Source organism: Rhodococcus sp. MALMAid1271 (genome assembly GCF_049195265.1).
GTDB lineage: Bacteria > Actinomycetota > Actinomycetes > Mycobacteriales > Mycobacteriaceae > Rhodococcoides.
The window spans coordinates 1-26,988 of sequence record NZ_JBMIRQ010000094.1 but is presented as its reverse complement, the minus strand read 5'-3'; the positions used below and the strand labels follow the sequence as shown (position 1 = coordinate 26,988).

Annotated in this window: 27 protein-coding genes; 17 read left to right on the top strand and 10 right to left on the bottom strand. The window is 63.9% G+C overall.

Going from position 1 to position 26,988, the window contains the following annotated elements; genetic code table 11:
- Positions 1-226 (top strand): metal-sensitive transcriptional regulator (locus ACOQFP_RS14550; protein ID WP_421584259.1); only part of this gene is annotated, 226 nt, incomplete at its 5' end.
- Positions 227-255: 29 nt separating this feature from the next.
- Here ACOQFP_RS14550 and ACOQFP_RS14545 read toward each other — a convergent pair.
- Complete coding sequence (locus tag ACOQFP_RS14545) at positions 256-759, bottom strand: hypothetical protein (protein ID WP_421584727.1); 504 nt, start codon at positions 757-759, stop codon at positions 256-258.
- A gap of 324 nt (positions 760-1,083) precedes the next feature.
- A complete protein-coding gene (locus tag ACOQFP_RS14540) occupies positions 1,084-1,491 on the bottom strand; it encodes a DUF302 domain-containing protein (protein WP_421584726.1) in 408 nt (135 codons plus the stop codon).
- A 446-nt stretch (positions 1,492-1,937) separates the two neighbouring features.
- Here ACOQFP_RS14540 and ACOQFP_RS14535 point away from each other — a divergent pair, with 446 nt between their 5' ends.
- Positions 1,938-3,263 carry a reverse transcriptase family protein gene (locus tag ACOQFP_RS14535; RefSeq protein WP_421584725.1) on the top strand — a complete coding sequence of 442 codons (1,326 nt, stop codon included), beginning with the start codon at positions 1,938-1,940 and terminating at the stop codon, positions 3,261-3,263.
- Complete coding sequence (locus ACOQFP_RS14530) at positions 3,260-3,535, top strand: YrhK family protein (RefSeq protein WP_341244916.1); 276 nt, start codon at positions 3,260-3,262, stop codon at positions 3,533-3,535. Before ACOQFP_RS14535 ends, ACOQFP_RS14530 begins: the two co-directional genes overlap by 4 nt.
- Before the next feature lie 18 nt (positions 3,536-3,553).
- On the opposite strand, the gene ACOQFP_RS14525 is transcribed toward ACOQFP_RS14530, so the two are convergent.
- Genes ACOQFP_RS14525 through ACOQFP_RS14510 form a run of 4 tightly spaced genes read right to left on the bottom strand, consistent with a single transcriptional unit; the run spans position 3,554 to position 8,865 of the window.
- Positions 3,554-5,686, bottom strand: coding sequence for an alpha-galactosidase (locus ACOQFP_RS14525; protein WP_421584724.1), 2,133 nt, complete (start codon positions 5,684-5,686; stop codon positions 3,554-3,556).
- Positions 5,683-6,612, bottom strand: coding sequence for a carbohydrate ABC transporter permease (locus ACOQFP_RS14520; RefSeq protein WP_206492800.1), 930 nt, complete (start codon positions 6,610-6,612; stop codon positions 5,683-5,685). The genes ACOQFP_RS14525 and ACOQFP_RS14520 overlap by 4 nt, the downstream gene beginning before the upstream one ends.
- Positions 6,612-7,511 (bottom strand): carbohydrate ABC transporter permease, encoded by a 900-nt coding sequence (locus ACOQFP_RS14515; protein ID WP_241257516.1) that lies wholly within the window; start codon positions 7,509-7,511, stop codon positions 6,612-6,614. Before ACOQFP_RS14515 ends, ACOQFP_RS14520 begins: the two co-directional genes overlap by 1 nt.
- A 58-nt stretch (positions 7,512-7,569) precedes the next feature.
- Positions 7,570-8,865 carry an ABC transporter substrate-binding protein gene (locus ACOQFP_RS14510; protein WP_341244914.1) on the bottom strand — a complete coding sequence of 432 codons (1,296 nt, stop codon included), beginning with the start codon at positions 8,863-8,865 and terminating at the stop codon, positions 7,570-7,572.
- Positions 8,866-9,076: 211 nt separating this feature from the next.
- Here ACOQFP_RS14510 and ACOQFP_RS14505 point away from each other — a divergent pair, with 211 nt between their 5' ends.
- From ACOQFP_RS14505 to ACOQFP_RS14470, 8 genes are all read left to right on the top strand, one after another.
- A complete protein-coding gene (locus tag ACOQFP_RS14505; RefSeq protein ID WP_421584723.1) occupies positions 9,077-11,110 on the top strand; it encodes a beta-galactosidase in 2,034 nt (677 codons plus the stop codon).
- Positions 11,110-11,925, top strand: coding sequence for a DeoR/GlpR family DNA-binding transcription regulator (locus tag ACOQFP_RS14500; RefSeq protein ID WP_421584722.1), 816 nt, complete (start codon positions 11,110-11,112; stop codon positions 11,923-11,925). Before ACOQFP_RS14505 ends, ACOQFP_RS14500 begins: the two co-directional genes overlap by 1 nt.
- A complete protein-coding gene (galT, locus tag ACOQFP_RS14495) occupies positions 11,912-13,057 on the top strand; it encodes a galactose-1-phosphate uridylyltransferase (protein ID WP_206492805.1) in 1,146 nt (381 codons plus the stop codon). The genes ACOQFP_RS14500 and galT overlap by 14 nt, the downstream gene beginning before the upstream one ends.
- Positions 13,054-14,220, top strand: a complete 1,167-nt coding sequence (gene galK / locus ACOQFP_RS14490; protein WP_421584721.1) for a galactokinase — start codon at positions 13,054-13,056, stop codon at positions 14,218-14,220. Before galT ends, galK begins: the two co-directional genes overlap by 4 nt.
- A 20-nt stretch (positions 14,221-14,240) precedes the next feature.
- A complete protein-coding gene (locus ACOQFP_RS14485; protein ID WP_206492807.1) occupies positions 14,241-15,338 on the top strand; it encodes an ABC transporter ATP-binding protein in 1,098 nt (365 codons plus the stop codon).
- A gap of 207 nt (positions 15,339-15,545) precedes the next feature.
- Complete coding sequence (locus ACOQFP_RS14480) at positions 15,546-16,559, top strand: hypothetical protein (protein WP_341244682.1); 1,014 nt, start codon at positions 15,546-15,548, stop codon at positions 16,557-16,559.
- Entirely contained in the window at positions 16,556-17,659 is a 1,104-nt protein-coding gene (locus tag ACOQFP_RS14475; RefSeq protein ID WP_421584719.1) for an SMP-30/gluconolactonase/LRE family protein, read from the top strand. Before ACOQFP_RS14480 ends, ACOQFP_RS14475 begins: the two co-directional genes overlap by 4 nt.
- A 131-nt stretch (positions 17,660-17,790) precedes the next feature.
- Positions 17,791-18,621: a MerR family transcriptional regulator gene (locus tag ACOQFP_RS14470; RefSeq protein WP_421584718.1), complete on the top strand. Its 831-nt coding sequence runs from the start codon at positions 17,791-17,793 to the stop codon at positions 18,619-18,621.
- On the opposite strand, the gene ACOQFP_RS14465 is transcribed toward ACOQFP_RS14470, so the two are convergent.
- Complete coding sequence (locus ACOQFP_RS14465) at positions 18,609-18,791, bottom strand: hypothetical protein (RefSeq protein ID WP_206492811.1); 183 nt, start codon at positions 18,789-18,791, stop codon at positions 18,609-18,611. The genes ACOQFP_RS14470 and ACOQFP_RS14465 overlap by 13 nt on opposite strands.
- Positions 18,792-18,827: 36 nt before the next feature.
- A complete protein-coding gene (locus tag ACOQFP_RS14460) occupies positions 18,828-19,460 on the bottom strand; it encodes a DedA family protein (RefSeq protein ID WP_421584716.1) in 633 nt (210 codons plus the stop codon).
- Positions 19,461-19,596: 136 nt separating this feature from the next.
- On the opposite strand from ACOQFP_RS14460, the gene ACOQFP_RS14455 reads away from it, so the two are divergent.
- From ACOQFP_RS14455 to ACOQFP_RS14445, 3 genes are read left to right on the top strand one after another with little or no spacing between them, the layout of a single operon-like run.
- Positions 19,597-20,871 (top strand): histidine kinase, encoded by a 1,275-nt coding sequence (locus tag ACOQFP_RS14455; protein WP_421584714.1) that lies wholly within the window; start codon positions 19,597-19,599, stop codon positions 20,869-20,871.
- On the top strand, positions 20,862-21,518 hold the full coding sequence (locus ACOQFP_RS14450; protein WP_341244679.1) for a response regulator transcription factor: 657 nt from the start codon (positions 20,862-20,864) through the stop codon (positions 21,516-21,518). Before ACOQFP_RS14455 ends, ACOQFP_RS14450 begins: the two co-directional genes overlap by 10 nt.
- Complete coding sequence (locus ACOQFP_RS14445) at positions 21,515-22,288, top strand: DUF4097 family beta strand repeat-containing protein (protein WP_421584713.1); 774 nt, start codon at positions 21,515-21,517, stop codon at positions 22,286-22,288. Before ACOQFP_RS14450 ends, ACOQFP_RS14445 begins: the two co-directional genes overlap by 4 nt.
- A gap of 111 nt (positions 22,289-22,399) precedes the next feature.
- Here the strand turns inward: ACOQFP_RS14445 and ACOQFP_RS14440 are convergent, their stop codons facing one another.
- A complete protein-coding gene (locus ACOQFP_RS14440; protein WP_241257517.1) occupies positions 22,400-22,732 on the bottom strand; it encodes an FmdB family zinc ribbon protein in 333 nt (110 codons plus the stop codon).
- Positions 22,733-22,836: 104 nt separating this feature from the next.
- Here ACOQFP_RS14440 and fmdA point away from each other — a divergent pair, with 104 nt between their 5' ends.
- Positions 22,837-24,090: a formamidase gene (gene fmdA, locus ACOQFP_RS14435; protein WP_421584712.1), complete on the top strand. Its 1,254-nt coding sequence runs from the start codon at positions 22,837-22,839 to the stop codon at positions 24,088-24,090.
- Positions 24,091-24,105: 15 nt separating this feature from the next.
- Entirely contained in the window at positions 24,106-24,603 is a 498-nt protein-coding gene (locus ACOQFP_RS14430; RefSeq protein ID WP_421584710.1) for a hypothetical protein, read from the top strand.
- Here ACOQFP_RS14430 and ACOQFP_RS14425 read toward each other — a convergent pair.
- On the bottom strand, positions 24,600-24,989 hold the full coding sequence (locus ACOQFP_RS14425) for a hypothetical protein (RefSeq protein ID WP_421584709.1): 390 nt from the start codon (positions 24,987-24,989) through the stop codon (positions 24,600-24,602). The genes ACOQFP_RS14430 and ACOQFP_RS14425 overlap by 4 nt on opposite strands.
- A gap of 659 nt (positions 24,990-25,648) precedes the next feature.
- On the opposite strand from ACOQFP_RS14425, the gene ACOQFP_RS14420 reads away from it, so the two are divergent.
- A partial coding sequence (locus tag ACOQFP_RS14420; protein WP_421584708.1) for a DUF222 domain-containing protein occupies positions 25,649-26,988 on the top strand: 1,340 nt, incomplete at its 3' end.

Sequence of the window (26,988 nt, the reverse complement as noted above, 5' to 3'; positions counted from 1 at the left end):
CCGCCTACGGCGTGCACAGGGCCAGCTGTCAGGCGTGATCGCCATGATCGAAAGTGGCCGTGACTGCAAAGACGTCGTCACCCAGCTGGCTGCGGTGTCGAAGGCGCTCGACCGGGCCGGGTTCAAGATCGTCGCCACCGGGCTCCGCGAGTGCATCACGGGAGCGGAAACAGGCGAGAAGATGAGTGAAGCGGAGCTCGAGAAGCTGTTTCTCGCCCTCGCCTGAGGTCGGCGCAGCAGTCGGCCGGAATCAGGTCAGCGGGGTCCGTGCGGGTGGGTGAACACCGCACGGGCCCATAGCGCTGTGGACAGCACGGCTGCCACCGCGCCCAGATACAGCCCTATCGACGGCCCCGTGTACGCCGCATCCGGAGCCAGTGATTGCCGCGACCAGATCGCGAGCACACCGAACACCATGGTGACGCCGTTGCCCGCTAGTGCCAAGCCGGCCCAGCGGAACCTTCGAACGGCGCGGGCAGTTGCCGCCACCGTCACGGTGAACGTCATGCTGAAGGCCACGAACAGGGTCGGGAGTGCTCCTGCGGATTCGTTCTCGGCACGTGAGGTCCTGAACAGCACGTCGTATCCGTGTGCAGAACCGGTGAGGGGCAAGAGGAACCCCAGAGATGCGATGGCAATCGCAGCGATGAGCACTGGTGTACTTCTGCCGAACTCGATCTCGGGCACCACGCGGCGTTCGATGGCGTCGAACACCGCGCGGTAGCGACCCAGTTCGTCGTCGTCGCTGTTCTTACGCACTTCGGTACCGTAGCGCGCCGCGATCGGCGTCGGGGATGCCCGTGGCCCCCCGGCTGCTACTTGCTCGAGAACATCCGTGAGAAGAACCCTGGTGACTTCGGTTCGCCGGCGTGCCCCGCGCATCTATCGGAGGCGGGCACGCCCCGCATCACCTGCTGCACGTGTTGACCGCAACCGGCCCACGTCGTCTTTCCACACTTCTTGCACTCGACCGCTCTGCACATGCCTTCTCCTTCGTCCTGACAACCTGACCCTCACTATACCCTCAGGGGTATCTGTGGAATCCGGTCGAATCGGGGCGAGGCCGTGCTGCGGGCTTTGTAGCTAGCTGGGGGAGTTCGCACCGTCGAGCGCCGCGATCGCCGCCTGCAGCAGCGCAGTGGCTTCATCGGCAACGTCGGCGAGACCCGGTGCCGCGGACAGTCCGACCATCAGCTGCGGGTTCATTGCTTCGACGATCGTGTCACTTCCGTCGGAGCGGACGACGACATTGCAGGGAAGGAGTAGGCCCACCTGGCGATCGGTGTCGATCGCGGCCTTGGCCAGCCGCGGATTGCAGGCACCGAGGATGACGTAGCGTTCGATGTCGGCATCGATCTTCGCCTTCAGAGTGGACTGCATGTCGATCTCGGTGAGTATGCCGAATCCCTGTTCGGACAGTGCTTTTCGAGTCGATTCGACGGTTTCCTCGAAAGTGGAGTTCACCCGTGTGCTGATTGCCAGTTCGGTCATGATGTTGTGCTCCTGCAGTTGTCGACAGTAGGCCCGGCCACGAACGCGATCGACTCGCCGGTGGTGGCCCCGTGCGTGAGGACCAGCATGTGAGGCCCTCAGGGAAGAGGATACCCGCATGGGTATCAGAGGCCATGGGGTGATGAGCATCGACAGAACGCAGCGGCCCGAATCGACACGGGACCGCTCTACGCCTGCGAACGCGCTGACAGACCTGCGACACTTTGGCATGGTGGAACGATGCAGCGGCGCGTGGGCGAGAGTTGGTCCGTAGGGCCGGTCTCAGGGGCAACCCCTGGGTGCATCACGAGAATCGATCACTGCGTCCGAAGCAGCTCTGCACGCTTCGCGTGCTCGACTGCTCCGAGGACGAAAGATTTCGGTCGCCCCGCGCCGCTGCATGTCACGCCGCACGTCATGGCGTTCCACCCCGCGCAGGTCCTGACATGACAGAGCGCGAGTTGACGCCGAGGGCGGCGGCAATTCTCGCGCGGCTGGCCGTCGATGCCGACTGGACCCGATCCGGTCTCGACGAGGCATTTGCGCGGCTGATTCCGGCGAAGGCGACGCGGCTGGCGGATCGCGTCATGAATTTGTATCCGAGTCCGCCGTTCGATGAAGCCTCGATTTTCGTTCTGTTGCGCGATCTTCCGTTCCTCGCCGAGCCCTCGGTCTCCTCGGATAGACCGACACATTTCGGTGGGAAACCCTGGCGATTCGAGGTACCGCGCTACGAAACGACCGGGGACCTTGCGCGATCGCTCGACCTGACGATTTCCGAGATCGAATGGTTCGCCGACCTGGAGGGCAGGCTCCGATCCGCGCCGTACCCGTTGCAGCACTACCGATCCGCGCGACTCGACAAGCGCCAGGGTATTCGGCTGCTGGAGGTGCCGAAACCGCGGTTGCGTGAGATTCAGCGAAAGATACTGCGTCGCATTCTCGATCGAATCCCACCCCATCCGGCTGCTCATGGATTTCGGAAAGCGAGAAGTCCGCGCACGTTCGCGCTGCCACACTCCGGCCGCGCCGTGGTGGTCTCCATGGATCTTCGACGCTTCTTTCCGTCCATCGGGTTCGACCGCGTGGTTGCGATCTTCGAGGCAGTGGGGTACCCAGGGACGGTGGCGGCGCACCTCGCTGCGCTGTGCACGACGGTCACCCCTGCGGTCGAATTGATCGGGATGGACCGTCCCACCGCGTCGAGGCTTCGCGCGACCCACCTGCCGCAGGGCGCTCCCACCTCGCCCGCACTGGCCAATCTGGTTGCGCGGCAGCTCGATATCCGTGCATCGGGTTTGGCCCGGTCGGTCGGTGCCCACTACACCCGCTACGCCGACGATCTGGCATTTTCTGCCGCTGCGGATCTCGACGTCGACAGACTGTTGTGGCTGATGTCCCAGATCGCGTACGACGAAGGGTTCGCCGTTCATCCCGGCAAGACCCGGGTCGGACGCGCGCACCAGCGTCAGCAGCTGACCGGTCTCGTCGTCAACTCGTCGCCCGCAGTGCCGCGAGAGGAATACGACAATCTCAGGGCTCTGCTGAACAACTGCATCAGGGCCGGAGTATCGGGGCAGAACCGCCGCGGCGCGGACGACTTTCGCGCTCACGTCTACGGGCGAATTGCGAGGATCGGGGAGACGAACGAGACGCGTCGAACGAAGCTGCTGAACATGGCAGCTCGGGTGGACTGGCCGACGCCGGTGTTCGAGCCACGGAATTCGGGTAGTAGAACAGCGCACACCCCAGCGACGGAGGAGGATCGATGAAGGACCTGACGTTCACCATCGGACACGAGGAACTGGTGATTCGCCAGCGATGGGAAGTCGTCAGCATCATCAACGACATTCTCATCGCGGTGTGGTTCATCATCGGCAGCATCCTGTTCTTCCACGAGAGCACCACCATCGCCGGTACCTGGCTGTTCCTGCTCGGAAGTATCGAACTGCTCATCCGTCCGATGATCCGGCTCGCCCGACGCGTCCACCTGACCAGAATCAGACGCACGCCCACCGCGGCCGACAGCGACCAGGACTACTGACCGATTACTGGACTCCGCTCAGAGCGTGGTCAGTCGTAGCAGCACTCCGGTCTGAGGGAACAGCACCGGGAGCGCGACGCCTGCCCGAGCCAACGCAGCGCCCGACAGCTCGAGGACTCCGCCGTCCGCGATCCACGGCGGCGGTGCGATTCCGTTGCCCGGATCACTCAGCGCATGAACGAACTCGACCCGATAGCGGGTGTTCGGATTCAGGCCCGGGAGCCGGACCCGATCCGTTCGATCCTCGGGAGAGGTATCCATCCGAACCACCGCGTAGGCGGCCTCGGATGCGTCTGCTGCGACGACCCCGTGAACCCATACGCTCGGGTCGGGATGGTCGGCCCGAACGAGATCGCCGGTATGCAACAAGCCGCGCAACTCCTTGTACAGCGCTGTCCAGGACGTCAGGTACTCGTGTTCCTCCGACGAGAGTTCGGTGACGTCCATTTCCAGGCCCGCGTGACCGAACAGTGCAGTTAGACAGCGGAATTGAAGTGTCGACCAGCGGCCGGAGGTATGTGCGATCCGAGGTCCGACGTGCGATCCGATCAGCTCCGGCGGAATCAGCTGCGTCGTCCACCGTTGCAGCCGTTGACGTTCGAGCGGATCGTTGGTGTCCGAGGCCCATACCCGGTCGGTGTGTTCGAGAACCTCCAGGTCGATGCGGGCACCCCCGGATGCGCAGGACTCGAACTCGACCTCTGGATGCCGCGACCGTAGCTCGTCGAGCAGCCGGTAGAACGCCGCGGTCTGATCGTGCACCGCGGCGTGTCCAGTGGAATCGACGGCGAGCATCAGGTCTCGGTTGTGATCCCACTTCACGTAGTCCGGTCGTTGCGTGCCGAGCACCTGATCGATGGACGACAGGAGGTAATCGAACACCTCGGTGCGGGTGAGGTCCAACACGTGCTGGTGACGCCACTCCAACGGAATGCGATTCGGTGCCGCGAGCAGCCAATCAGGATGAGCCCGAGCAGTATCGGAGTCGAGGTTGATCATCTCGGGCTCGAACCACAGCCCGGGGCTCATGCCGAGATCACGGACGTGGTCGAACAGCGGGGCCAGACCGTCCGGCCATACCCCCTCGTCTACCTGCCAGTCGCCGAGGCCCGCCCGGTCGTCGCGTCGATGACGAAACCAACCGTCGTCGAGCACGAATCTCTCGACGCCCACACGAGCAGCGACGTCCGCGATACCGCGAAGCCGGGCGAGATCGTGATCGAAGTAGACGCCCTCCCACACGTTGAGGACCACGGGTCGAGCAGAGCTGGGGTGAGCTGGGCGAGATCGCATCCAACGGTGCAGGGATCGAGCGGAACCATCCAACCCGGCGGGGGAGTACACGAAATGCACCCAGGGGGTCGAATACGTCTGGTCGGTACCCAACGTGACCTCACCCGGCGCGAGAAGTTCCCCGCCTCCCAGGACGGCCGAGGCTTGACCGGCCCGTTCGGGCAGACGCTCGGCCAGGTGCAGGTGATCACCACTCCATGCGACGTGCGCGCCCCAGACCTCGCCGTCGCGGAAGCCGAATCCCTCGCTTCCTGCGGTGAGAACCAGAGTGGAATCGTGTCCGGTGCGGCCACGACGCGAGGCGCGCACCACCGCCCCCAGATCGAACCGTCGGCGCTGCGGGGTGCGTTCGCGGCAGTGACGACCGGTCAGATCGAGCAGTTCGGTTGCCGTGTCCGGCAACGGCATCAGGGTGACGACGCCGTCGACGGAGAGGGTGGAGTCTGCGGTGTTGCCGAGGTGTTGACGCACCCGCAGTGACCCACCGACCTCGAGTGACAGCTCGATCGACCATCGGATTCCCAACTCGGGATCAGCAGCGTCGATGGTGCACCCGAACTCGCTGCTGTCGATCGATGTGCCTGTCCATCGTGGATACTGCGCCGAACCGTCGCGATGTAGCGCGAGAGCTGGGGTGCCCTGCCAGGCGTCGTCGCCGCCGGGTGCGAGCGTGAACCACCGCGGTACGTCGACACTCGAGTGCGGAACCGCTGGTACGGCCGCACGCCGGAGTTCGGCGAGATCGTGGTCGGAGAGTTCACCGAGATCGGAGCCCCAGTACAGCACGGCCGGAACAGCGGTGGAGGAGGACCCGAGAATCACCATGACGCCGTCGCGTCGCAGCACCACGAAGCTCACTTGTTGGCACCCATCGTCAGACCTGAGACGAAATGTCGCTGCAGCGCAACGAATACCAACACCGTCGGAAGGGCGACCAGTACCGAGCCCGCCGCCAGCAGGTTGGTGTCGGTGAAGAAGCTGCCCTGCAGATTCTGGAGTGCCGTCGTCACCGGAAGTTTGTCGCCGCTGACCATCAGGGCCAGAGCCCAGAAGAAGTCGTTGTAGATCCACGTCACCATGAGTGTGGCGAGGGCGGCGAGCGCGGGCCGACAGAGTGGCATGACGACCTGCCAGTACTGGCGAAACAATCCGGCTCCGTCGACGGTTGCTGCTTCGAGCAATTCGTGCGGCACGGTCTTCATGTAGTTGCTGAGGACGAACACGCAGAACCCCGTCTGGAATGCGACGTGCACGATGATCAAGCCCCAGTAGCTGTCGTACAACGAGCCCGAGGAACTCATCCAGTACGGAACCGGAATTGCGTTGTACAGCCGAAACAACGGGGTCAACAGCGTCTGCTGCGGCAGCAGGTTGCCGGCGATGAACACCGCCAGCATGAAGATGTTGAACTTCCAGCTGAATCGCGCCAGGATGAACGCCGCCATCGAGCCGAAGAACAGGATGAGCAGCACCGAGGGGACGGTGATGATCATCGAGTTGAGGAAGTAGTGCGGGATACCGCCGATCTGCCACGAGTCGATGTAGTTGTCGAATGTGAATCCGCCCACCGACAGGTAACCGTTGAGCAGCACGAAATCGTAGCTGCGGAACGAGTTGTACACCGCCCACGCCAGGGGGAACAGCCAGGCCAACGCCATGACGGTCAGCAGCACGTAGATCGCGATCTGTGCGGTGCTCGCGCGTCGACGATTGGCGACGGCCGCGCGGTTGCGGGTCGACGGGTCGCGTTCGGGAGGCGCTGTGCGCGTGAGTGAAGTGGTCATCAGTCTTTGCTCCGAAGAACGATGGCGAGGTACAGGGCGATGAAGACGAGCGAGATGCCGAGCATGATGGTGGCCAGCGCAGAACCGAATCCGACTCGGCTCGCCTCACCGACCACGTTCGCCGTCACGAGGGCCGAGATCAGCTCGAGTCCGTTGCGGCCCTTGTTGATCACCCACACGAGGTCGAATGCGCGTAGTGCCTCGATGACGGTGATGACGATGATCAGTAGGTTGGTGTTCTTCATCAGCGGGAAGATGACGCTGAAGAACGTCCGAATCGGTCCGGCACCGTCCATCACCGCGGCCTCACGGACGGACGGGTCGATGGCCTTGAGGCCGGCCAAGTACAACAGCATGATGTAGCCGGTGTGCCGCCAACCTGCCGCGACCATGACGGCCCAGATGTTGATGTCGGGATCGCCGAGCCAGTCGACGTCCGTGCCGAGCAGGCTGTTGAGGACGCCGCCCTCGGTGGAGTAGATGAGCTGCCAGATGAACCCGATGAGGGCCATCGACAGCACCACGGGCACGTAGAAGATGCTCTGGTAGAGCCGAGATCCCTTGAGATTCTTGTCCAACAGGATCGCGAGCAGGATGCCGATGACGGTGGGGACGAGGAACAGGAAGACGAGCCAGAGCACGTTGTTCTGGAGTGCCTGCTGGAAGGGAGGATATGCCTGTACCGCGTCGGCGTAGTTCTGCGTACCGATCCACTCGATGCTCGAGGTGCCTCCGATTCCGTCCCAGCGCGCGAACGAGAGGATCACCGTGAAGACGGTGGGAATCCAGACGAGACCGACGACGATCATCGCGGGAACGCCGAGCATCAAGGCGATGGTCCACTTCTCGCGAACACTGCGCCGAATCTTCGGCGACTTGACCCGTTCCGGTGCGGTCATGGCATTACCTGATCTCGAAGTCGAGGGAATGATGGAGGTCGAATCACACTGCGCACAATCATGTTCCGAACACCGCCGACTTCTGACGCTCGATGCTGCGAACCAGGCCGTCGACATCGTTCGGGTTGCCGATGAACTGCTGCAGGGCCGGGATCATGACGATCGACGCGAAATCGGGTCGCGTGTCGCGGTCGAAGAACTGCGTGATGTCTTCGGCGTTCTGCACGAGGTTCGCCGATTTACGAACCAGTGCAGGGAAATTCGACAGGTCGGCGTCGCGGTGTGCGGGGATGGCCTGCGGATCCTGCATAGCATAGGCGACTGCGGGCTCGGGGCCGGTGAGGAAGGTCAGCAGCTGCTCGGCAGCGGGACGGTTGCGCGGATCGGCGCGCATCATGAAGCCGTCCATCGGCGCTTCGACCGTGGAACTGCCGATGGCGGAGTCGAGTTCGGGGAAAGGGAAGAAGTCGAGGTCCTCGCGTTCGGCCCCGGCGGGGAAGCTCTGTGCGACGAACATGCCGGCGACCAGAGACCCGACGCTCTTGTTGAGCAAGGCTGTTTGCGCATCGGCGATCTTGCGGCCGAGCGGTTGCGGTTGATGGAACGGCAGAAGCTCGCGCCAGGTATCGAAGACCGTGCGGACGCGATTGTCGGTCCAACTCACATCACCGGCCAGCAGGGTGCGGTGGAAGTCGACACCGTTGAGGCGCAGGTTCAGGTAGTCGAACGTCCCCATCGGGGGCCATCCGTCGCGGGCTCCGAAGCCGATCGGGGTGATGCCGTCGGCCTGCATCTGCTTGTTCAGCGCAACCCACTGGTCGTAGGTCTTGGGTGGTTCGTAACCGCGCTCGGCCCACAGGCTCGGCCGATAGAACACTGCCCAGGGGTAGTAGAAGAACGGGATCAGGTATTGGTTGCCGTCGGATCCGGTCGAGTTCTTCCTGAAGCTCTCGCTGTAGCCGCCGCCGTTGCTCGCCCACACATTCGAGATGTCCTCCACCAGACCCTTGTCCGCGAAGTACTTCATTCGGTAGCCGCCCATCCACGTGAACACGTCGTCGGGTGTCCCCTGGAGGTAGTTGTTGACGTTCTCCTGGAACGACGTCGAATCGACGGTGTTGACGCGGATGTCGCCGCCGGTCTGTTGCCGATACATGGCGACGACGTCCTCGACTCCGACTTTGGAGTTCTTGTCCGACAGTCGCGAGCCGAGCGTGACCGTGTTGGGATCGAGACTGCTCGAGCACGCCGAGAGCATGCCGCCTGCGGTGACTGCCCCCGCGGCGACGAGCGCTGACCTGAGGAAGTCGCGTCGAGACGGCTGCCACGTGCGCGGCCACTCGTGTGGGTTCATGGGAGTCCTTCGACGGAAAATATCGATAACGATCAGAAATGAACATCCATGGTGTTCGTTGGGCGATCGATTCTGACCGTTCGGGGTGATGCAGGTTACAGAAGCATGACTCGAGCAGGACTGTCAAGCCCTTCGAGGGCTCTCCACCTGCGAGAGTATGAAAATGTTCATTTATGTTGACATCTGAGTGACGCTCGTTCATATTGTGAGCATGGACACAGCACGACGCAGCACCTGGCCGACCCGGGGAATCTCCTTCGGGGGCGATTACAACCCCGAACAGTGGTCCGAGGACGTATGGCATCGCGATGTCGAGCTGATGCACGAGGCGGGCGTCGACTTCGTCACCGTGGGTGTCTTCTCCTGGGCCCGGCTGCAGCCGACGGCCACGACCTGGGATTTCGAGTGGCTCGACCGCGTCATGGATCTGATGCACCAGGGCGAGATCCGCGTCGACCTGGCCACGGCCACCGCCTCGCCCCCGCCGTGGTTGGCCACCGCCTACCCGCAGATGCGTCCCGTGGACGAACGCGGGTACCGCTACGCCATCGGCAGCCGTCAGACCTGGAGCCCCAGTTCCGCTGTGTACCGGGAACATTCACTGACTCTCGTCGAGAAGATGGCGCACCGTTACGGGGGGCACCCGGCGTTGGCGATGTGGCATGTCTCCAACGAACTCGGCTGCCACAACGCCCTGTGCTATTCCGAAGACAGTGCCCGCGCATTCCGGAAATGGCTCAGCACCAAGTACATCGACCTCGAGGCCCTCAACACCGCGTGGGGCACCGACTTCTGGAGCCAGCGCTACAGCGACTGGGCCGAGATCGTTCCCCCCTCGGTGAGCACCACCTTCGGTAACCCCACCCACCAGCTCGACTGGCGACGCTTCTGCTCCGACGCACTGCTCGAGCAGTACCGCGCAGAGAAGGCCGTGCTGAACAGCATCACCCCCGCGATTCCCGTGACCACGAACTTCATGGTGGGTATGGGTCAGGGCCCCGCGCTCGCCGGCAACATGGACTACGCGTCCTGGGCTCCCGAGCAGGACATCGTCTCCACCGACCACTACCTCGTCGGACCCGAAACCGGCGACGCTGCAGCACATCACAAGCTCTCGTTCTCGGCCGACCTCACCCGCGGCGTGGCAGGCCGTCGGCCATGGTTGTTGATGGAGCACTCCACCAGCGCCGTCAACTGGCAGCACATCAACCGCGCCAAGGTTCCCGGCGAGATGATGCGTAACTCCCTGGCACACATGGCCCGCGGAGCAGACGGCATCGCCTACTTCCAGTTCCGGGCCTCCAAGGCGGGCGCAGAGAAGTTCCATTCGGCACTGGTCCCGCACGCAGGCGAGGACTCCGCCCGCTGGCGTGAGGTCGTCGAACTCGGCGCGGCTCTGCGTCGCATGGCGCCGGTAGCAGGCAGCACCGTCGATGCTCGGGTCGCCGTGCTCTTCGACTGGGCCTCCCAGTGGGCGTGCGAACAGGAGGGCCATCCGTCGATGGCGATGCAGCCCATGGAGATTGCTCGACGCGCACATCGTGGATTCACCTCGGCAGGTGTGACGTGTGATGTCGTCCCGTCGTCCACGGACCTGGACGGCTACGACGCGATTGTCGTTCCGGCCCTGTACCTGTGTAGTGACGAGACAGCCACACGGATTGCCGATGCCGCCGAAGCAGGTGCGCAGGTGCTCGTCACTGCGTTCTCGGGAATCGCCGACGAGGACGATCACGTGCGACTCGGCGGCTACCCGGGTGCCTTCCGCGAGCTGCTCGGGGTCCGAGTCGAGGAGTTCTTTCCACTCGCTGACGGCGAATTCCTCACTCTCGACGACGAGACCCTCGGCGAGATCTGGAGCGAATACCTCACCGCATCCGAGGACGTCGATGTCCTCGCACGGCACACCCAGGGGCATCTGCGCGGCGTTCCCGCGCTGACCACACGCCCTGTCGGCTCAGGAGCCGCCTGGTACGTGGCCACCGTCCCCGACGCGGCCGGCTGGGACGGGCTGGCCGACAAGCTCTGCGCTGCAGCCGGTATCGACTCTCGCCGCGATCTCGGATCCGATGTGGAGATCGTGCGACGATCGGCAGGGGACAAGTCCTGGCTCTTCGTGCTCAATCACGGGAGCGACAAGATCAGCGTGCCTGCCACAGGTACCGACCTGGTCGGCGGAGTACAGGTCGACGGTGAGCTGATCGTGGCCGCGGGCGGTAGCGCAGTGATTGCCGAGACCCGCTGATGCTCGCCCATCAGCGTCAACAGAAGATCCTCGACCAGGTGACGGCCTCGGGCGCAGTCAAAGTGGCAGACCTAGGTGCAGTGCTGTCGGTGTCGGACATGACCATCCGACGCGATATCAACGAACTCGTCGCTCGCGGCCTCGTCGAACGAGTGCACGGCGGCGTCACGCTCCCACGATCGGCGAGTGTGTTCGAGCCGGGCTTCTCCGCCAAATCGGAACTCGATCGCGACGCCAAGTCCGCAATCGCCAAAGCCGCAGCGCGTTTCGTTCGGCCGGGAACATCGATCGGTATTTCCGGAGGCACGACCACGCATGCGCTGGCTCAGGAACTGCTCGACGTCCCGGACATCACCGTCGTGACCAACTCGCTCCCCGTTGCCGAGGTCTTTCACACCGGCGGCAGGACGGATCAAACCGTGTTGCTCACCGGCGGGGAACGCACACCCTCCTACGCACTGGTCGGACCGCTCACGGTCAGCGCATTGCAGAGCATCCACCTGGACATGTTGTTCCTCGGAACGCACGGGGTGGACATCGAATCGGGGCTCACCTGCCCCAATCTCATGGAGGCACAAACCAATCAGGCTCTGGTGGCGTCCTCCCGGCGCGTCATCGTGCTGGCCGATCACACCAAGTGGGGTGTTCGTGCGCTCGCGAACACCGTTCCGCTCTCTCGCGTCGACGTGTTCGTCACCGATGCCGGACTCGATCCTGGCGTTCAGGACGCGTTGTCCGAGGTTGTCGACGACGTGGTGATCGCCGGAGACCCTGTCGACACGAACGAGGAACGAGTATTCGATGACCGCGCGTGAAGCCACGACGCACCGATTGCGCAAGACGTCGACCACTCTGGCCGACGGCCGCGAGCTGATCTATTACGACGACACCGAACCGTACGTCTGTGGCGACGCCACCCGCGAACTCGTCGACACACGGGCGCTCTCGCCGGCCCTGTCGCAATCGCAGATGCGGTTCGACGTCCTCACCGGTGAGTGGATCGTCATCGCCGCTCAGCGGATGGATCGGACGTTCCTCCCACCGGCCGATGCGTCGCCGCTGGCACCGAGCCGTCCCGGCCGTCCGGCTACCGAGATCCCGGCGGCGGACTACGACGTGGTGGTGTTCGAGAACAGATTCCCCTCGCTCGCTGAAAGTGCCGCGCAACAACGTCTTCCGGCCGAGGTGGACGGCGAGGCACTCTGGCCGATTGCACCTGGCACGGGCCGCTGCGAGGTGATTTGCTTCGCCAGTGATCCCGATGCGTCCTTCGTCTCGCTGGAGCTGTCCCGAGTACGCACCATCATCGATGTCTGGGCCGATCGCACCGCCGAACTCTCGGCGATGCCCGGGGTGCAGCAAGTGTTCTGCTTCGAGAATCGCGGCAAGGAGATCGGCGTCACACTGACCCATCCACACGGCCAGATCTACGCGTACCCCTATCTCCCACCGCGCACGGACGCGTTGATACGTCAGTCTCGCAAGCACTTCGAGCGAACGGGGCGAGTGCTGTTGGCCGATGTACTCGCTGCCGAACTGCGTTCGGGGCGACGCATCGTCCTCGATACCGAGCACTGGGTGGCGTACGTCCCAGCGGCCTCTCGTTGGCCGGTCGAGGTTCATCTCGCCCCGCGCCGCGACGTCGCGGACCTCACCGAGTTGAACAATGCAGAACGTGACGAGTTGGCCGTGGTCTACCGAAAGTTGCTGCGCGGAGTCGACGCGTTCTTCGAAGGCGTCGACGAGGTGCCGTACATCTCCGCGTGGCACCAGGCTCCGGTGGCAGCGGACCGTGAGCTGGGCAGGCTTCATCTGCAACTGTTTTCGATGATGCGGTCACCGGGCCGGATGAAGTTCCTGGCCGGATCCGAATCGGCGATGGGCGCATGGGTCAACGACACCACGCCGGAGCGGATCGCCGATCGACTGCGCGAGGTACTCCGATGACCTGGCTCGATGTGGTCGCCGAGGACGATCTCGCAGACGGGGCGGCAGCGCTGTTTCGCAGCGCGTTCGGCGGTGAACCGGACGGCGTCTGGATTGCCCCGGGCCGAGTCAACCTGATCGGTGAACACATCGATTACGCAGGCGGACTGGTGCTGCCGTTCGCGTTGCCGTACGCCACTGCGGTCGCTGTACGTCGCCGCGAGGACACGGTGATGCGCGCCGTATCGACGCGCACCGACGAGTCGTGGACGGGTCAGCTCGAGGAGATCGGCCCGGGAACGCCCTCGGGATGGGCCGCATACGTGGCAGGCGTGGCCTGGGCACTGCAGGAGCACAGGATAGGCGGGGTCGATGTTGCGGTGCACTCATCGGTGCCGGTGGGCTCGGGCCTGTCGAGTTCGGCGGCCCTGGAATGCTCGTTCGCGCTGGCGCTCAGCGACTTGTTCGGCCTGGCGGTCGATCGAAACGTACTGATCGACGCCAGCATTCGGGCAGAGAACGAGATTGCCGGGGCGTCGACCGGTGGCATGGACCAGAACATCGCGATGTCGGCGCGAGCCGGGCATGCGCTGCTACTGGACTGCCTCGACGGTTCGACGCGTCAGATCCCCTTCGACCTCGCAGCTTCCGGAACCAGTCTGTTGGTGATCGATACCAATGCGCCGCATCGGCTCGTCGACGGCCAGTACGGTGCCCGTCGCGCGGCGCTCGATACCGCGTGCTCCGAACTGGGGGTAGCTACGCTGCGAGGCCTCCCTCTCGAGGAGGCGGTCTCGGGGCTCGTCGACGACACACTGATCGCGCGAGTTCGCCACGTCATCAGTGAGATTCGGAGGGTCGAGCTGGCGGTCGATCTGCTCGACGGTGGTGCCGCAGGTGCCGAACTGGGTGAGTTGATGACCGCGTCGCATCATTCGTTGCGGGACGACTACGAGGTCAGCTCGCCGGAACTGGACAGTGCCGTCGACGCGGCACTGCGCACAGGCGCGTACGGAGCCCGCATGACCGGCGGCGGATTCGGAGGCTCGGCGATCGCGTTGGTGCCCTCGGATCTCGTTCGGACGGTGGCCGACGAGATCACTTCCAGTGCAACGCGATCCGGATTGCCTGCGCCGACCTTTCTCATCGCCGAGCCCGCCGGCTCCGCGCACCGATTCTTCTAACTCTACAAAGGAGCACTCCCATGGCACAGGTCAGTTACGAAGGGGCCACCAAGCTCTACCCGGGTTCGGACGTCGCGGCGGTCGAATCACTGGATCTCGAAATCGAAGACGGTGAATTTCTCGTGCTCGTCGGGCCGTCCGGCTGCGGAAAGTCCACCTCGTTGCGCATGCTCGCCGGGTTGGAGGACGTCGACTACGGTGCCATCAAGATCGGCGACCGCGATGTCACCTCGCTGGCACCCAAGGAACGAGACATCGCCATGGTGTTCCAGAACTACGCGCTGTACCCGCACATGACCGTCGCCAAGAACATGGGCTTCGCTCTGCAGATCGCCGGTATGGACAAGTCCGAGGTGGGTCGACGCGTCGAGGAGGCGGCGAAGATTCTGGACCTGACCGAATACCTCGACCGTAAGCCCAAGGCGCTGTCCGGTGGGCAACGGCAGCGTGTCGCCATGGGTCGCGCGATCGTGCGAGACCCGCAGGTGTTCCTCATGGACGAACCGCTGTCGAACCTCGATGCGAAGCTGCGTGTCCAGACACGTGCGCAGATCTCGCAGCTGCAGCGCAGGCTCGGCACCACCACCGTGTACGTCACTCACGATCAGGTCGAGGCCATGACGATGGGGGATCGCGTGGCCATCATGAAAGCCGGCGTGCTGCAACAATGCGCCAGTCCGAAGGAGCTCTACGAGCGTCCGGTCAATGCCTTCGTCGCCGGCTTCATCGGTTCGCCCGCCATGAACCTGTTCGAGGTCGACGTGGTTGCAGGCGCTGCCAGAATCGGTTCGCTGTCGGTACCCATCGAGCGGTCGATTGCCGACCGGATCGATGGCAGCCGCGTGACCATGGGCGTGCGACCCGAAGCGTGGACGGTCTCCGATTCGGGTACCGACGTGCGTGTCGATGTGGTCGAGGAACTCGGCGCAGATTGCTACATATACGCCCGAATGGTCGAGGATGCCTCGACCAGCGGGACGGCCGGAGCGCAGATCGTCGCTCGAATCCCCGATATCGCGACTCCCTCGCACGGCGACGTCCTCCGCATCGCGCCGCGCGCCGACACCGTGCACTACTTCTCGACCTCGACAGGATCGAACCTGTGTTCGCAAGCCTGAATCGATAGATTCTCAACGGCTGTTGCGATAGTCTCCCCTCGGAAAAGGTGCGATTCGTCCGAATTGCACCGTCGAATTCTCGGGGGGGAGTTGAAGTTGAAGAATCAGTGGTTGCGTGCTGCCGTGTTGTCAGCGTTGACGATCGCGGTCTGTCCGATGGCGCCTGCATCGGCCGAGCCTGCGCCGAGTCCCGCACCGGCTACGGTCATGGGGTCCATCGACGACGGTCCCGGTAGCTTCAGCGTCTATCGCACCGTCGACAGCGGCCAACGCCCCACCGGGGCAGACAATGCCGCGTGCAACGAGTACTTCGGGTCACCACGCTCGCTGACCGTGGTCGAGCGCCTCGATGCGCGGATGTACACCTTCGCCAACAATCCCTCGACGGGCTTCCTGACCGATCCGACCGCGAAGAACGTCGGGCCGATCTACGTGTGCGACGGCCCGACGATCGACGGCCAGGCCTTCCTCGATCAGTGGGGCGTGCTCACTGCGCCGGGACTGGGCAGGCTCGCGATGAGCGGACCCTGCGGGCTCGAGTTCATGATCGGCTCACCCGGACGCGCGGCCGTCGATTGCGTGCTTCGAGTGCAGCCCAATGGTTCCGGGGTCACCGACGGAGTGGCAACCAGCAACTCGGTCGCCAATCCCCTTCGTCTGCCGGACGGACGCACCGGTTCACTGTGGACTCTGTACACATTGGGCGAGGGAACTGCCCCGGTCGCTGATCCGGCGCCCGGAACTCCGCAGCCGACCGGTTCGGTGAAGTACAGCGTCGGACGCGAGGTCAACTCGGTCTCGAAGGGCGCAACCCCTGCGTGCCCAGGTGGAGTACGCACGACCGAGATCCACGCAGTGTCGGTGGATCCGGCCACCGGCGCAGCCTCGACCGAGCCGTCCGAGGACATCGCCGCAACGGCGTCGATCTGCTACCAGAACCCGTCGTCCCCGGACTTCAGCGCGTCGCTGAGCATCACGAGTTTCGGCGTCACCCCGGCACTGACCGCGACCTCCATCGGACAATGCCGTCGGACCGATCTGGCCGTAGGTCCGGGCACCGTCCAGCAGTCCTGCGGCTTCACCCTGCCGCCGCAGTTCGATCGGGGCTTGACCGGTGGCCAGGTGACGCTCAATGGACTCGTTCCGACGAACGATCCAGCAGGATCGGCCAATTCGGCAATCTGGACCACCTCGTTCCTCGGCTCCATCACTCCTCGATGATTCGGCGAGGCGCCGGGATCGTCCTTCTGGCGTCGACGGTGATCTGCCTCTCGGGCGCGGTGGTGACCGCGCCCGAGGTGGCCGCCGAACCACCGCCGACGAACGTTCCTCTCGAATACGGGCAGACCAGGGACATTGCCGTCGTTCCGCTGCCCGGTCAGCCGGAGGGAATGGCCGTCGATCCTGGCGACGGCAGCATCTGGTCGGGATCGAACCGGCCCAATTCATCTGCAGACGTGTGGCATTGGGATTCCGAGGGACGTCTACTCCGGACGTACACGCTGGAGAATCACGTACCTGCCGAACACGGTGTCAACGGAATCACGCTCGACGGTGACGGCCGGGTGTACGCCCTCGACTACTCGGGTGCCAGGGCCGTGCGGATAGATCCAGCGACCGGAGAGCAAACGGTGTACGCCACCTTCGCCGATCTCCCGGCATGTGCGGCTGCCGCGGGTGCGCCCTGCGAACCCTCGCCCGTCGATCGACCCGCGTGGCCGAACTGGGCGACGTTCGCCCCCGACGGAACCATGTACGTCAGCGATCTGAACCAGGCCACCATCTGGAAAGTGCCTGCCGGTGGTGGTGCAGCTGAAATCTGGTATCAGAATCAAGATTTCGCGTCTGTGTACAGCGTCAACGGAATGCAGTTCGACGCCGCGGGCCGGCTCAACTTCGTGGTGACCGTGTCGCTCTCACCGGACATCACCACCATCGGGAGAGGTGTCGTATACCGAATCGAGCTCGACTCCAACGGTTCACCTGGCCGACTGGAGCGCGTGGCTGTGGTCGCACAAGGAGACGGCCTGGCTATCGGAACGAGTGGGCGTATCTATCTGCCGATCTCGAACCCGATCATCAATTCGATCCAGGTGGTAGACCCGAACACGGGATCGATCGTGGGCGAGCTACCGACCCTCGTCGATCGCGTCAACCGTTCGATTCCGTACTCCACTCCCGCCTCGGTCGCGTTTAGCGGAACATCCCTGATCGTGTCCAACCACGGACTCCTGGCCATCGACCCGCACCAGTGGGCGATCCTGGAACTCGGCGTCGGTGAAACGGGATTGCCGCTGCACTATCCGGTGGGCCTCGAGTAAGGGACGGTGTGGTCGCGGCTGCGCGGCCAATAGAATCGGGTGCAGTTGACCGCGCTGAGCGCGGTCAACTGCACCCGATTTTTCGTTCGCTTGACCCTCACACAGTGTGAGACGGAATTCTCGGAGGGGTCATGTTCAGTATCGGAGAGTTCGCATCCATCGGTCGAGTGTCGGTTCGGATGCTTCGGCATTACGACGAGATCGGACTGTTGACGCCGGCACGGGTGGATCGGTTCACCGGATACCGGTCGTACGAAGGCATGCAGTTCGAGGACCTGGGCCGCATTCTGATGTTCAAGGACCTCGGCTTCCGGCTCGACGAAGTGAAGGCGATCATCCACGCTCAGGTAGGTGAAGATCAGCTGCGTGAGATGCTCGCCGCCAAACGCGAGGACCTCGCTCGTCGGCTCGATCTCGATGCCGCCCGCCTACGTCGACTCGATGCGCGACTCTCACACACCGAAGGGAATTTCATGATCACCGTGGACACCAAGTCGCTGCCGACCGATCGCATTGCTTTCGTCACCGAGACTGCCGCCGGTTTCGGACCAGAGAACATCGGGCCGGTCATCGGACCCATGTACGCGCGACTCGCCCAGGCCCTCGCCGGGCACGGCGTCGAGTTCGGCCCGTCATCGATCGCCATGTACGAGGCCATCGACGACGGAGATGGCACCGGGGTCACCGTGCACGCCGCGTTCGAGGTAGGACCGAACGTGACCGCCGCCGAGGGATACGACGTCCGAGAACTGCCACCGGTCGACCTTGCGGCGACCACTGTTCACCACGGTTCGATGGCGACGATCGGTGAGACCTGGCAGCAATTCATGGCCTGGATCGACAGCAGTGGTTACGAGCTCGCGGGGGTCTGCCGCGAGTACTACCTGGTATCCGAGCCGGAGCCGCAGGAGAACTGGGTCACCGAGCTGCAGCAGCCGGTGGTGCGGCGTCAGGAAGCCTGAGCCAGTTCCACGAGAGTGGTGCACTGGCAGCCTCCGGTGACCTCCTCGCATTCGAGGATCAGGAAGTGCCGTACGTACTCGAGGTCCACGCAGTCCGGCTCCGTGCACTCCGCACCGCCGACCGCGTGGATCACGAGTGTGCCGTGGCAAGTATCGAAGTCAGCGGACATGCGAAACCCTTTCTCTCGTCTTCTACATCCTTGATATCACCGGGCTCCGACAAGTTCGGGAGTAGACGGGCGTGTTCGACGCCTGAGCTGGCAAACAACGATGACCGTCACGGCGGGGATCCAGGCGTATCCCAGGGCGGTCCGTACGACGGACTGGTCACCCAGCCATGCGCCGACCGTCACCAGCGCAGCGGCCCAGACCCCGGCCGCGAGGAGACTGAGTACGGCATATTCACGCTGACGCAGCGAGGTGGACGCGAGCAGTCGAGGTGTGATGGTGCGGATACCACCGACAAGGTGTCCGGCCACCGCTACCGCGCGGGGCCGTCTCTCCACCGACGCTGTGACACCGAGGACCACCCGCATCATCGAGCGCCCGATCGCGGCCTCGACGCGGGCGGAACCGAGAATCGTGTCGGTGCGGCGGCCGCGCCACAGGGCCCATTGTGCCCCGATGCTCGACGCCACGGCGGCGGTGACGACGGCAGGCAGCCACGGTACGACGCCGATGGACGTCAACACCCCCAGTGCTATCGGCACGTTGTTTCCCGGGGTGAAAAGGCCGAGCGGAGAGCCGGATTCGAACGCCAGCAGTACGGCAACACCGACGAAGACCACCCACACCGGTATGACGGACAGTCGATCGACGTCCAGAAGGTCGAGGTTCATGCCTGTCGAATCTTCCCGCTCGCCTCGCGAGAAGCACCACGACCGACCCACCGGTGAGCAGTATGGCTGGCCCTACCCTCGGGCGGTGGGTTCACAGTGGGGACACTGCGAGGACACCGCACTTAGGCTGATCCGCATGAACGAGGCACTACCGATTCCCCTGAATCCGCTCAGGGCGTGGATATCGCCGCACTGGTGGCTGGCCGTGGCGTCGTTGCTGGCGTCGATGCTGGCGGGGCTCGGTGGGTGGTTCATCCTGGGGCTGCTGGTACTGGCTGTGTGCGCACTTCCGTTCGCGCTCAGTGGGGTCCTGGTATTCGCGCTCACGATCGTGCTGCTTCGGTGGCTGGATATGGCTGCCCGGGCGGGTATCGGCTTCACCAGCGGCATCGTCATCGCGGGCCCTGCCGAGACTGTCTACCCCACCCGTTGGCGAACCTTCGTCTGGTGTGTTCGCGATGTAGGGCTGTGGAAATCGTTGTGTTACTGGATGGTTCGCATTCCCTTCTCGGCGGTCCTTCTGTTCCTCCTACCTGCGCTGTTCCTGGCCCTTCCGGTTCTTGTCGCAGCACCGATAGCCTGGATCGTTCTCGATCCCGTCGGCAGCCAATTCGAGATCGGTGATCGAGTGGGATTCTTGCCCGTCTTGGCGGTCGGGATCGTAGCGCTGGTGATGCTTGTCGCCGGGCTTCCACCGCTGTTGACGGCAGTGGCAAAGCTCGACTGGTGGTGTGCTGCTGCGCTACTCGGGCAGTCCTCGTCCAGGATGCGGGTGGACGAGTTGACGGCGAGTCGGGCGCGGGTGGTCGACGCCGCGGATGCCGAGCGGCGCCGGATCGAACGTGACCTGCATGATGGGGCTCAACAGCGCTTGGTCTCGGTGGCCATGTCCGTAGGTCAGGCGAAGTCGCGGATCTCGTCGAGCGACGACGCAGTGCTGAAGGGCCTGCTCGATGACGCCCACCGCGAGGCCAAGAACGCCATCGGCGAGATCCGAACTCTCACCCGCGGTTTGCATCCGCCGATTCTGACCGACCGCGGACTCGATGCCGCACTGTCCTCTGTCGCCGCGCTGTGCACGGTCCCGGTGACCATCGAGATCGATCCTGCATCGACCGGAGAGCGACGCGCGAGCGCCACCGTCGAATCGACCGTCTACTTCGTCGTCTCGGAGGCACTGACCAACGTGAGCAAACATGCGAAGGCCGGCCACGTCCGAGTCGCCGTCACCAGGGACGATTGCGCTGTTCGGGTGACGGTGGACGACGACGGGTGCGGCGGTGCGCAGGTGCCTGCGCACGGAGGGCTGGCCGGTCTGCAAGACAGGCTCAGCGGAATCGACGGCACCCTGTCGGTTGATTCGCCGGTCGGCGGCCCGACGCGTCTCGAGGTGATCATCCCGTGCGAGTGATCATTGCCGATGATTCGGTTCTGTTGCGAGAGGGCGTTGCTCGACTGTTGGTCGACAGCGGAGCCGATGTGATCGACAAGGTGGGTGACGCATCGGAGCTACTCGCGTCGATGTCCGCCGCCGAGCCGGTCCCCGATGTGTGTGTCATCGACGTACGTATGCCGCCGACCTACCTGGACGAGGGCCTCCGCGCAGCGCTGGTCATTCGGCAACGATGGCCCGAGGTAGGAGTTCTGGTGCTGTCCCAGTACGTGGAGGAGCGGTACGCGGCGGAGCTGATCCGGCAGAGCACGGACGGCGTCGGGTATCTGTTGAAGGATCGCGTGGCCGATGTGGACGAGTTCGCCGATGCGGTCCGCACGGTGGCAGACGGTGGAACCGTCATCGATCCCGAGGTGGTGCAACAGATTCTGGCTCGTGCACCACGATCGGATCCGCTCGATTCGTTGACTCCTCGGGAACGAGAGGTGTTGACGGCCATGGCCGAAGGCAAGTCCAATGCCGGAATCGCGTCGGCACTGGTGGTCGGTCAGGCTGCCGTCGAGAAGCACATCGGGAACATCTTCGCCAAGCTCGGCCTACTCGGAGACAGTGCCGACCACCGTCGTGTCATGGCCGTACTACGATATCTGGGAGCTATCCAGTGACAAAAGCATTGTGGCGCATCATTGTTGCGGCTGTCGTTGCCGTAGTCGTCGTCGGCGTCGCCGGAGCGGCAACCACGGTGGCGATTGCATACGGCTTCACCACGCCGAAGGTGCAGTCCTTCCACTACGCTGCCGACAGGACTGTCGCAGCTGAAAATCTCTCGTTCTCAACGAGGTTCGCACAGCTGAAGGTGTCGATGAGTCCCGACGCGGATCTGCACGTGCAGGCCGGTGGAGAGTATCGAGGGGATACTCCGACCGTCGAGATCAGCGACGATGGATCGACTATCGCAGTGGAATGTTCCGGCTCCAATCGAGGGTGGTGTGATCTCGATGTCGAGCTACGCATACCTGCCGGATCGACACTCGACATCGACGGGTTAGCGGGGGAGGTCCTGCTCGCCGACGTCGATGCCGACACCACGGTGACGACCTCGACCGGGTCGGTGCTCGCTCGCGGGCTGAGCGGAACACTGAGTGTGACAACTCGGTTCGGCGACATCGACATCTCCGACGCTGCCTTGTCCGAGGTCGAGGTGAACACGATCTTCGGGCAGGTCGTCGTGGACTCTCGCGTGCCGCCCGACTCGATGCGCATACAGAACACGAGGGGGGACAGCACGATCACGCTTCCCGGTGCCGAGTCCTACGACGTCGCGGCGGAGTCGGAGAAGGGGGACGTGGAGATCGAGGTGATCGACGATCCGCGTTCGCCGAGATCGGTGGCCGCAACCAGCGAAGAGGGGCGGATCTCGGTCGGACGCCGGTAGTGCTCGGTGACTGCGCGGACGGTGACTGCGCGGTCGGGGATGGTCGGTGACTGCGGGAGTTGTGGCGTTGGGGTCGTCCTGCCCGGTCGCACCGAGCGGGAAGCGTGCGAGTCAGGGACGGGGCAGCCGTCGATGTAGCGGGTTGGAGGTTGTTCGGCTCGAGGATCGGCCGCTGTGCGGAATGGACGAGACCACGGTAGGTGCATCGGCGGTGGCTCGCGATGCATCGTGCGCCTTCATTGCGGCACTGTTCCCCCGGCCCAGGGCAGGGGAGGAGATTTTTCGTGCGGCCGCCCCTCCGCATTCCGGGCACGGCACCTCGGAGGGCACGTCGGACATGGGAAATATCTGGTCGACGGGTGCGCATCGCCCGGCGCAACGAAAGCTGTAGGTCGGCACGTGTTCGAGAGTAGCGCGATCAGCGGTGTTACGGCACAACGTCATACAAGATCAACCGTCATACAAGATTTACCTGCCAGAACCGACCGCTAGGACAACATCGGTGCAATGATCAGGACAGGAGAATTCAGCGCAACCGGAGGTGCCGCGTGCCAGAACTGCTGTTTCCGCTCGACTCGACCAAGAGTTTCACCGAACAGGACATCGTCGGCCACAACCGATGGCACCCTGACATCCCGGCGGCGGTCACGGTCAAACCCGGCACGTCCTTTCGAGCGCACTGTCGCGAATGGTTCGACGGGGCCATCCACAACGACGATTCTGCCGAGGACATTCTCAACGCGCCTCTGAACAACGTGCACACGTTGTCCGGGCCGTTCCACATCGAGGGGGCTGAGCCCGGCGACCTGCTGATCGTCGACATTCTCGACGTCGGTCCGATCCCGCAAGAGGACTCGGGCCCGCTGGCGGGTCAGGGTTGGGGCTACACGGGGATCTTCGCCAAGCAGAACGGCGGCGGATTCCTCACCGATCGATTCCCCGACGCGTACAAGGCGATCTGGGACTTTTCCGGGCAGACGACGACCTCTCGCCACGTACCGCATGTGAAGTACACCGGCATCGCCCATCCCGGGCTCATGGGTACCGCGCCATCGGCACAGTTGTTGGCGAAGTGGAACGCCCGCGAAGGTGCGCTGATTGCCACGGATCCGAATCGGGTTCCACCACTGGCGCTGGCCCCCGAACTCGACGGGGCAATTCTGGGGTCGCTGAGCGGTGACGAATTCTCTCGCGTCGCCGGCGAAGCCGCGCGGACGGCACCGCCCCGGGAGAACGGCGGCAACCAGGACATCAAGAACCTCACCAAAGGTACTCGCGTGTTCTATCCGGTGTTCGTACCGGGCGCGAAGTTGTCGTTCGGCGATCTGCACTTCTCGCAAGGAGACGGTGAGATCACCTTCTGCGGGGCCATCGAAATGGGCGGCTTCATGGATCTGCACGTCGACCTGATCAAGGGCGGCATGGAGACGTACGGGGTGAGTGAAAACGCAATCTTCATGCCCGGCAACACCGCACCGCAATACTCGGAATGGATTGCGTTCTCGGGTATCTCGGTAACTGTCGACGGTGAGCAGAAGTATCTGGACTCCGACCTGTCGTATCAGAATGCCTGCATGCACGCGATCGACTACCTCACCAAATTCGGATACAGCCCCGAGCAGGCATACCTGCTGCTGGGGTCTGCGCCGATCGAAGGCCGCCTCTCCGGTGTGGTGGATATTCCCAATTCCTGTGCCACCGTATATATCCCGACGGCGATCTTCGACTTTCCGATAGCGCCGTCAGCCAGCGGACCGTTCCAGATCGATCCGGGAATGGGAGCTCCTCGGGCGCAGTTCTGATCGATTCGTCTTGATATGACGCAACTGTGGATGCTCGAGGACAGGGAGGCTTGGCCCGACGAGCCTGCCGTGGGCTCGGTGTTCACGCCCACCACATGCTGGGCGTCACCCGATACGATGGACCTGCCCGCCGAGGTGTGCAGCGACGTGCCGGCTCGAGTCGAGGCCGTGACCGTGGCCGGGCGAACGGAGCGGGTGGCGCACCTCGGGAACGGCTTCACCACGATGTTGCATGACGGCGACCTGGTCGGGGACGTGATGCTGCACGGTTGTCTGGTGTGGGACAGATACCTGTGGATGGACTTTCACACGCGAACGTCGGGCCATCTTCGCATGCTCGATCGATCAGGTGTTCTTGCGCAACGCATGGAACGGTCCCCGACGCGACATCCGGGCTCGTTCGCTGTGACGTATCACGGTGCGCTGAAGTACTGCCAATGGGGTTCGATGCCTGAGGAATTCGGAATTCGATGGGAAGCCTCGCTGGTCGAGACTTTCGGCCCGGGTGGCTAGTGTTTCGCGTCGGGGCCCGCGGTGATGATTTGTTCGACGCGGACCGGCTGGGACTCGACGTCGCTGAGCGCGAGAACGTCCGCGACAGTCTCCGTGCTACCACCGAGATAGGCACACGGGAAATCGAAGTGCTGGGCCACGCACCAGGTGTGGTCTGCAGGCCACCACAGGTGCGGCGACAGTCCCTCGAGCGTGTCGGTTGCGCATGCGACCTGCCCTCTCAGCAGGAAGTAGTTGTAGCCGGCAATGGTCGCCGTCGGTGCCTTGCCCCGAATGTCGCCGAGGGCGGTATTGCCCTCCCAGACAGCGAAATAGCAATCGTCCGGTGTTGTGGTCTTCCGGACGAGAATTTCGAGGATGGCCGATAGCTGATCAAGCCAAGGCACACCAGGTCTTTCGGGCACCGGGCGGTGTGTGTTGGGCCGAGCGGGATAGAGGATGCGGGCATAGGCGTCGAACACGGTGGGGACCAGCGAGCACACAGTCGTCGTGGGAACGACCTCCAGGCCGTCCTCCACCCAGCGTGCTGCCGAGACGTCCTGCTGCAGTTCGCAGTCCGACTATTGTTGTCGGTACGTGCTCAATGGCTCTCCCAGGGTTGTGCCGCGCTGTGACCGTCCATGACGGTATCTACGCGAGGATCGCCGATGTTGGCGAAGTGGGGCCGACGTCGTCGGCGATGTACCAGGTACGGCCTGCTTGCCAGACGAACGAAGGAATCTGCAGCCAGGACGTCAGGTCGTGTTGGCCACAATGAGGTCTAATGCACCAGGTGGGGTGCGTGCACGTCGCCGACGGTCGGACGAGCCGGCAGGGACAGCGACTCGAAAACAATATGTGGCGGCGCAGGCTGGTTCCTTTTCCTCGAGCCGATCTGGTGCATCGGTACGACGCTACAGACGTCCGGAGGGGGCGAGGCAACTCATCTTGGTCGCGAAGACTTCGCGTCCGGGCGACGCCCCATCCGATCCGCATGTATCGATAAGATGAAAATATAAGAACGTGTGTTCGAAAGTGTGTCGGTGGGTCGCGATAGATTTCGTGCATGCTTTCGGGGGACGGCGGATCAGGGGTGGACGGCATCGAGACCGTGCCGCCCGCCCCTGAGGTGTCCGACCCCGAACTATCGGTGTTGGTCGCTCGTGTCGAGTCCGCGGTCGCCGCATTGACGGAACAGGCGTCGGTGTCGTGGACGAACGCCGACCGGCGTGCAGTGATCCAGCGGATGGAAACGGTGACCCGGTCGCTGACTGCGCACTCGCACACCTGGTTGAACGAGTTGATCGCGCAGCACGGCCTCGATGTATATCCAGGGTCGGTGCCGGCGTCGGTGGCGTGGATGCTGCGGATCACCCCACGCGCGGCCGGGGCACGGGTTCGCCTGGCTGCGGAGCTGGGCGACCGGACAGCATTGTCCGGTGAGGTCCTGCCTGCGTTGCTGCCGCACACCGCCGAAGCATTACGGGCCGGGTTGCTCGACGCCAAGCATGTGCAGATGATCCGCGAATTCTTCCGCCATCTGCCCTCGAGTGTGGATCCGCAGACCCGCGATCTCGCCGAAGAGCAGTTGGTGGGCTACGCATCGACCAGGCGGCCCGACGACTTCGCGCCGCTGGTGGCGCACCTCGACGCAATCCTCAACCCCGACGGCGACTACGACGAGGACGAGGACGAGGATGGGCAGCCCAGGCCGCGGAAGCGACGTGATGCGTTCTTCTATCTCGGTGAGCAGGGTGCCGACGGGATGTCTGAAGGACGCTTCTGCGTCGACCCCGAACTACGCGCCTACCTCGAAGCCCTGTTCTCCAAAGCCGCGAAACCCGGAGTGAACAACCCCGCCGACCCGACATCGGTCGTGCACGAGGGCGAACGTAGCGACCAGACCGGCGACGACGAGAGCGACAAGACCTCCGGTAAGGATGCTGCAGCACCACCACCGCAGCCGGCACCGACGCCCGACGATGCCGGCTCCAGCGATGCAGGCCTGTGGGATGGGACGGACTGCAACGGGGACAGCGACTGCGCGGATGATCATGACTTCGGTGACCAATCCTGCGGTGGCAAATCCTGCGGTGGCAACGGCTGCAGTGAGAGCGGATGCGGTGAGAGGAATTGCGGCCACGGTACCGACTGTGGTTGCGGCACAGCGTCCGACACTGCGCCTGAACCCGATGACAGAGAAACCGCGGCTGCGGCGCGAGCTGCCGCCGCGGCTCGGGATCTGCGCACCCAGAACGAACGACATCACGACGCCCTGAAACTGGCGCTCCGGCACACGCTCGCCTCAGGGACCCTCGGCACCCACCGCGGCCTACCCGTCACCGCCATCATCACCATGACCTTGAAAGACCTCGACGCCGGCTGCGGCTACGCCATGACCGCCAC

Excerpts from the sequence above, each read along its gene's own strand:
- ACOQFP_RS14540 (WP_421584726.1), bottom strand. The coding sequence starts at position 1,491 with ATGACCGAACTGGCAATCAGCACACGGGTGAACTCCACTTTCGAGGAA.
- ACOQFP_RS14535 (WP_421584725.1), top strand. The coding sequence starts at position 1,938 with ATGACAGAGCGCGAGTTGACGCCGAGGGCGGCGGCAATTCTCGCGCGG.
- ACOQFP_RS14530 (WP_341244916.1), top strand. The coding sequence starts at position 3,260 with ATGAAGGACCTGACGTTCACCATCGGACACGAGGAACTGGTGATTCGC.
- ACOQFP_RS14520 (WP_206492800.1), bottom strand. The coding sequence starts at position 6,612 with ATGACCACTTCACTCACGCGCACAGCGCCTCCCGAACGCGACCCGTCG.
- ACOQFP_RS14515 (WP_241257516.1), bottom strand. The coding sequence starts at position 7,511 with ATGACCGCACCGGAACGGGTCAAGTCGCCGAAGATTCGGCGCAGTGTT.
- ACOQFP_RS14510 (WP_341244914.1), bottom strand. The coding sequence starts at position 8,865 with ATGAACCCACACGAGTGGCCGCGCACGTGGCAGCCGTCTCGACGCGAC.
- ACOQFP_RS14505 (WP_421584723.1), top strand. The coding sequence starts at position 9,077 with ATGGACACAGCACGACGCAGCACCTGGCCGACCCGGGGAATCTCCTTC.
- ACOQFP_RS14500 (WP_421584722.1), top strand. The coding sequence starts at position 11,110 with ATGCTCGCCCATCAGCGTCAACAGAAGATCCTCGACCAGGTGACGGCC.
- galT (WP_206492805.1), top strand. The coding sequence starts at position 11,912 with ATGACCGCGCGTGAAGCCACGACGCACCGATTGCGCAAGACGTCGACC.
- galK (WP_421584721.1), top strand. The coding sequence starts at position 13,054 with ATGACCTGGCTCGATGTGGTCGCCGAGGACGATCTCGCAGACGGGGCG.
- ACOQFP_RS14485 (WP_206492807.1), top strand. The coding sequence starts at position 14,241 with ATGGCACAGGTCAGTTACGAAGGGGCCACCAAGCTCTACCCGGGTTCG.
- ACOQFP_RS14480 (WP_341244682.1), top strand. The coding sequence starts at position 15,546 with ATGGGGTCCATCGACGACGGTCCCGGTAGCTTCAGCGTCTATCGCACC.
- ACOQFP_RS14475 (WP_421584719.1), top strand. The coding sequence starts at position 16,556 with ATGATTCGGCGAGGCGCCGGGATCGTCCTTCTGGCGTCGACGGTGATC.
- ACOQFP_RS14470 (WP_421584718.1), top strand. The coding sequence starts at position 17,791 with ATGTTCAGTATCGGAGAGTTCGCATCCATCGGTCGAGTGTCGGTTCGG.
- ACOQFP_RS14465 (WP_206492811.1), bottom strand. The coding sequence starts at position 18,791 with ATGTCCGCTGACTTCGATACTTGCCACGGCACACTCGTGATCCACGCG.
- ACOQFP_RS14460 (WP_421584716.1), bottom strand. The coding sequence starts at position 19,460 with ATGAACCTCGACCTTCTGGACGTCGATCGACTGTCCGTCATACCGGTG.
- ACOQFP_RS14455 (WP_421584714.1), top strand. The coding sequence starts at position 19,597 with ATGAACGAGGCACTACCGATTCCCCTGAATCCGCTCAGGGCGTGGATA.
- ACOQFP_RS14440 (WP_241257517.1), bottom strand. The coding sequence starts at position 22,732 with ATGACGTTGTGCCGTAACACCGCTGATCGCGCTACTCTCGAACACGTG.
- ACOQFP_RS14430 (WP_421584710.1), top strand. The coding sequence starts at position 24,106 with ATGACGCAACTGTGGATGCTCGAGGACAGGGAGGCTTGGCCCGACGAG.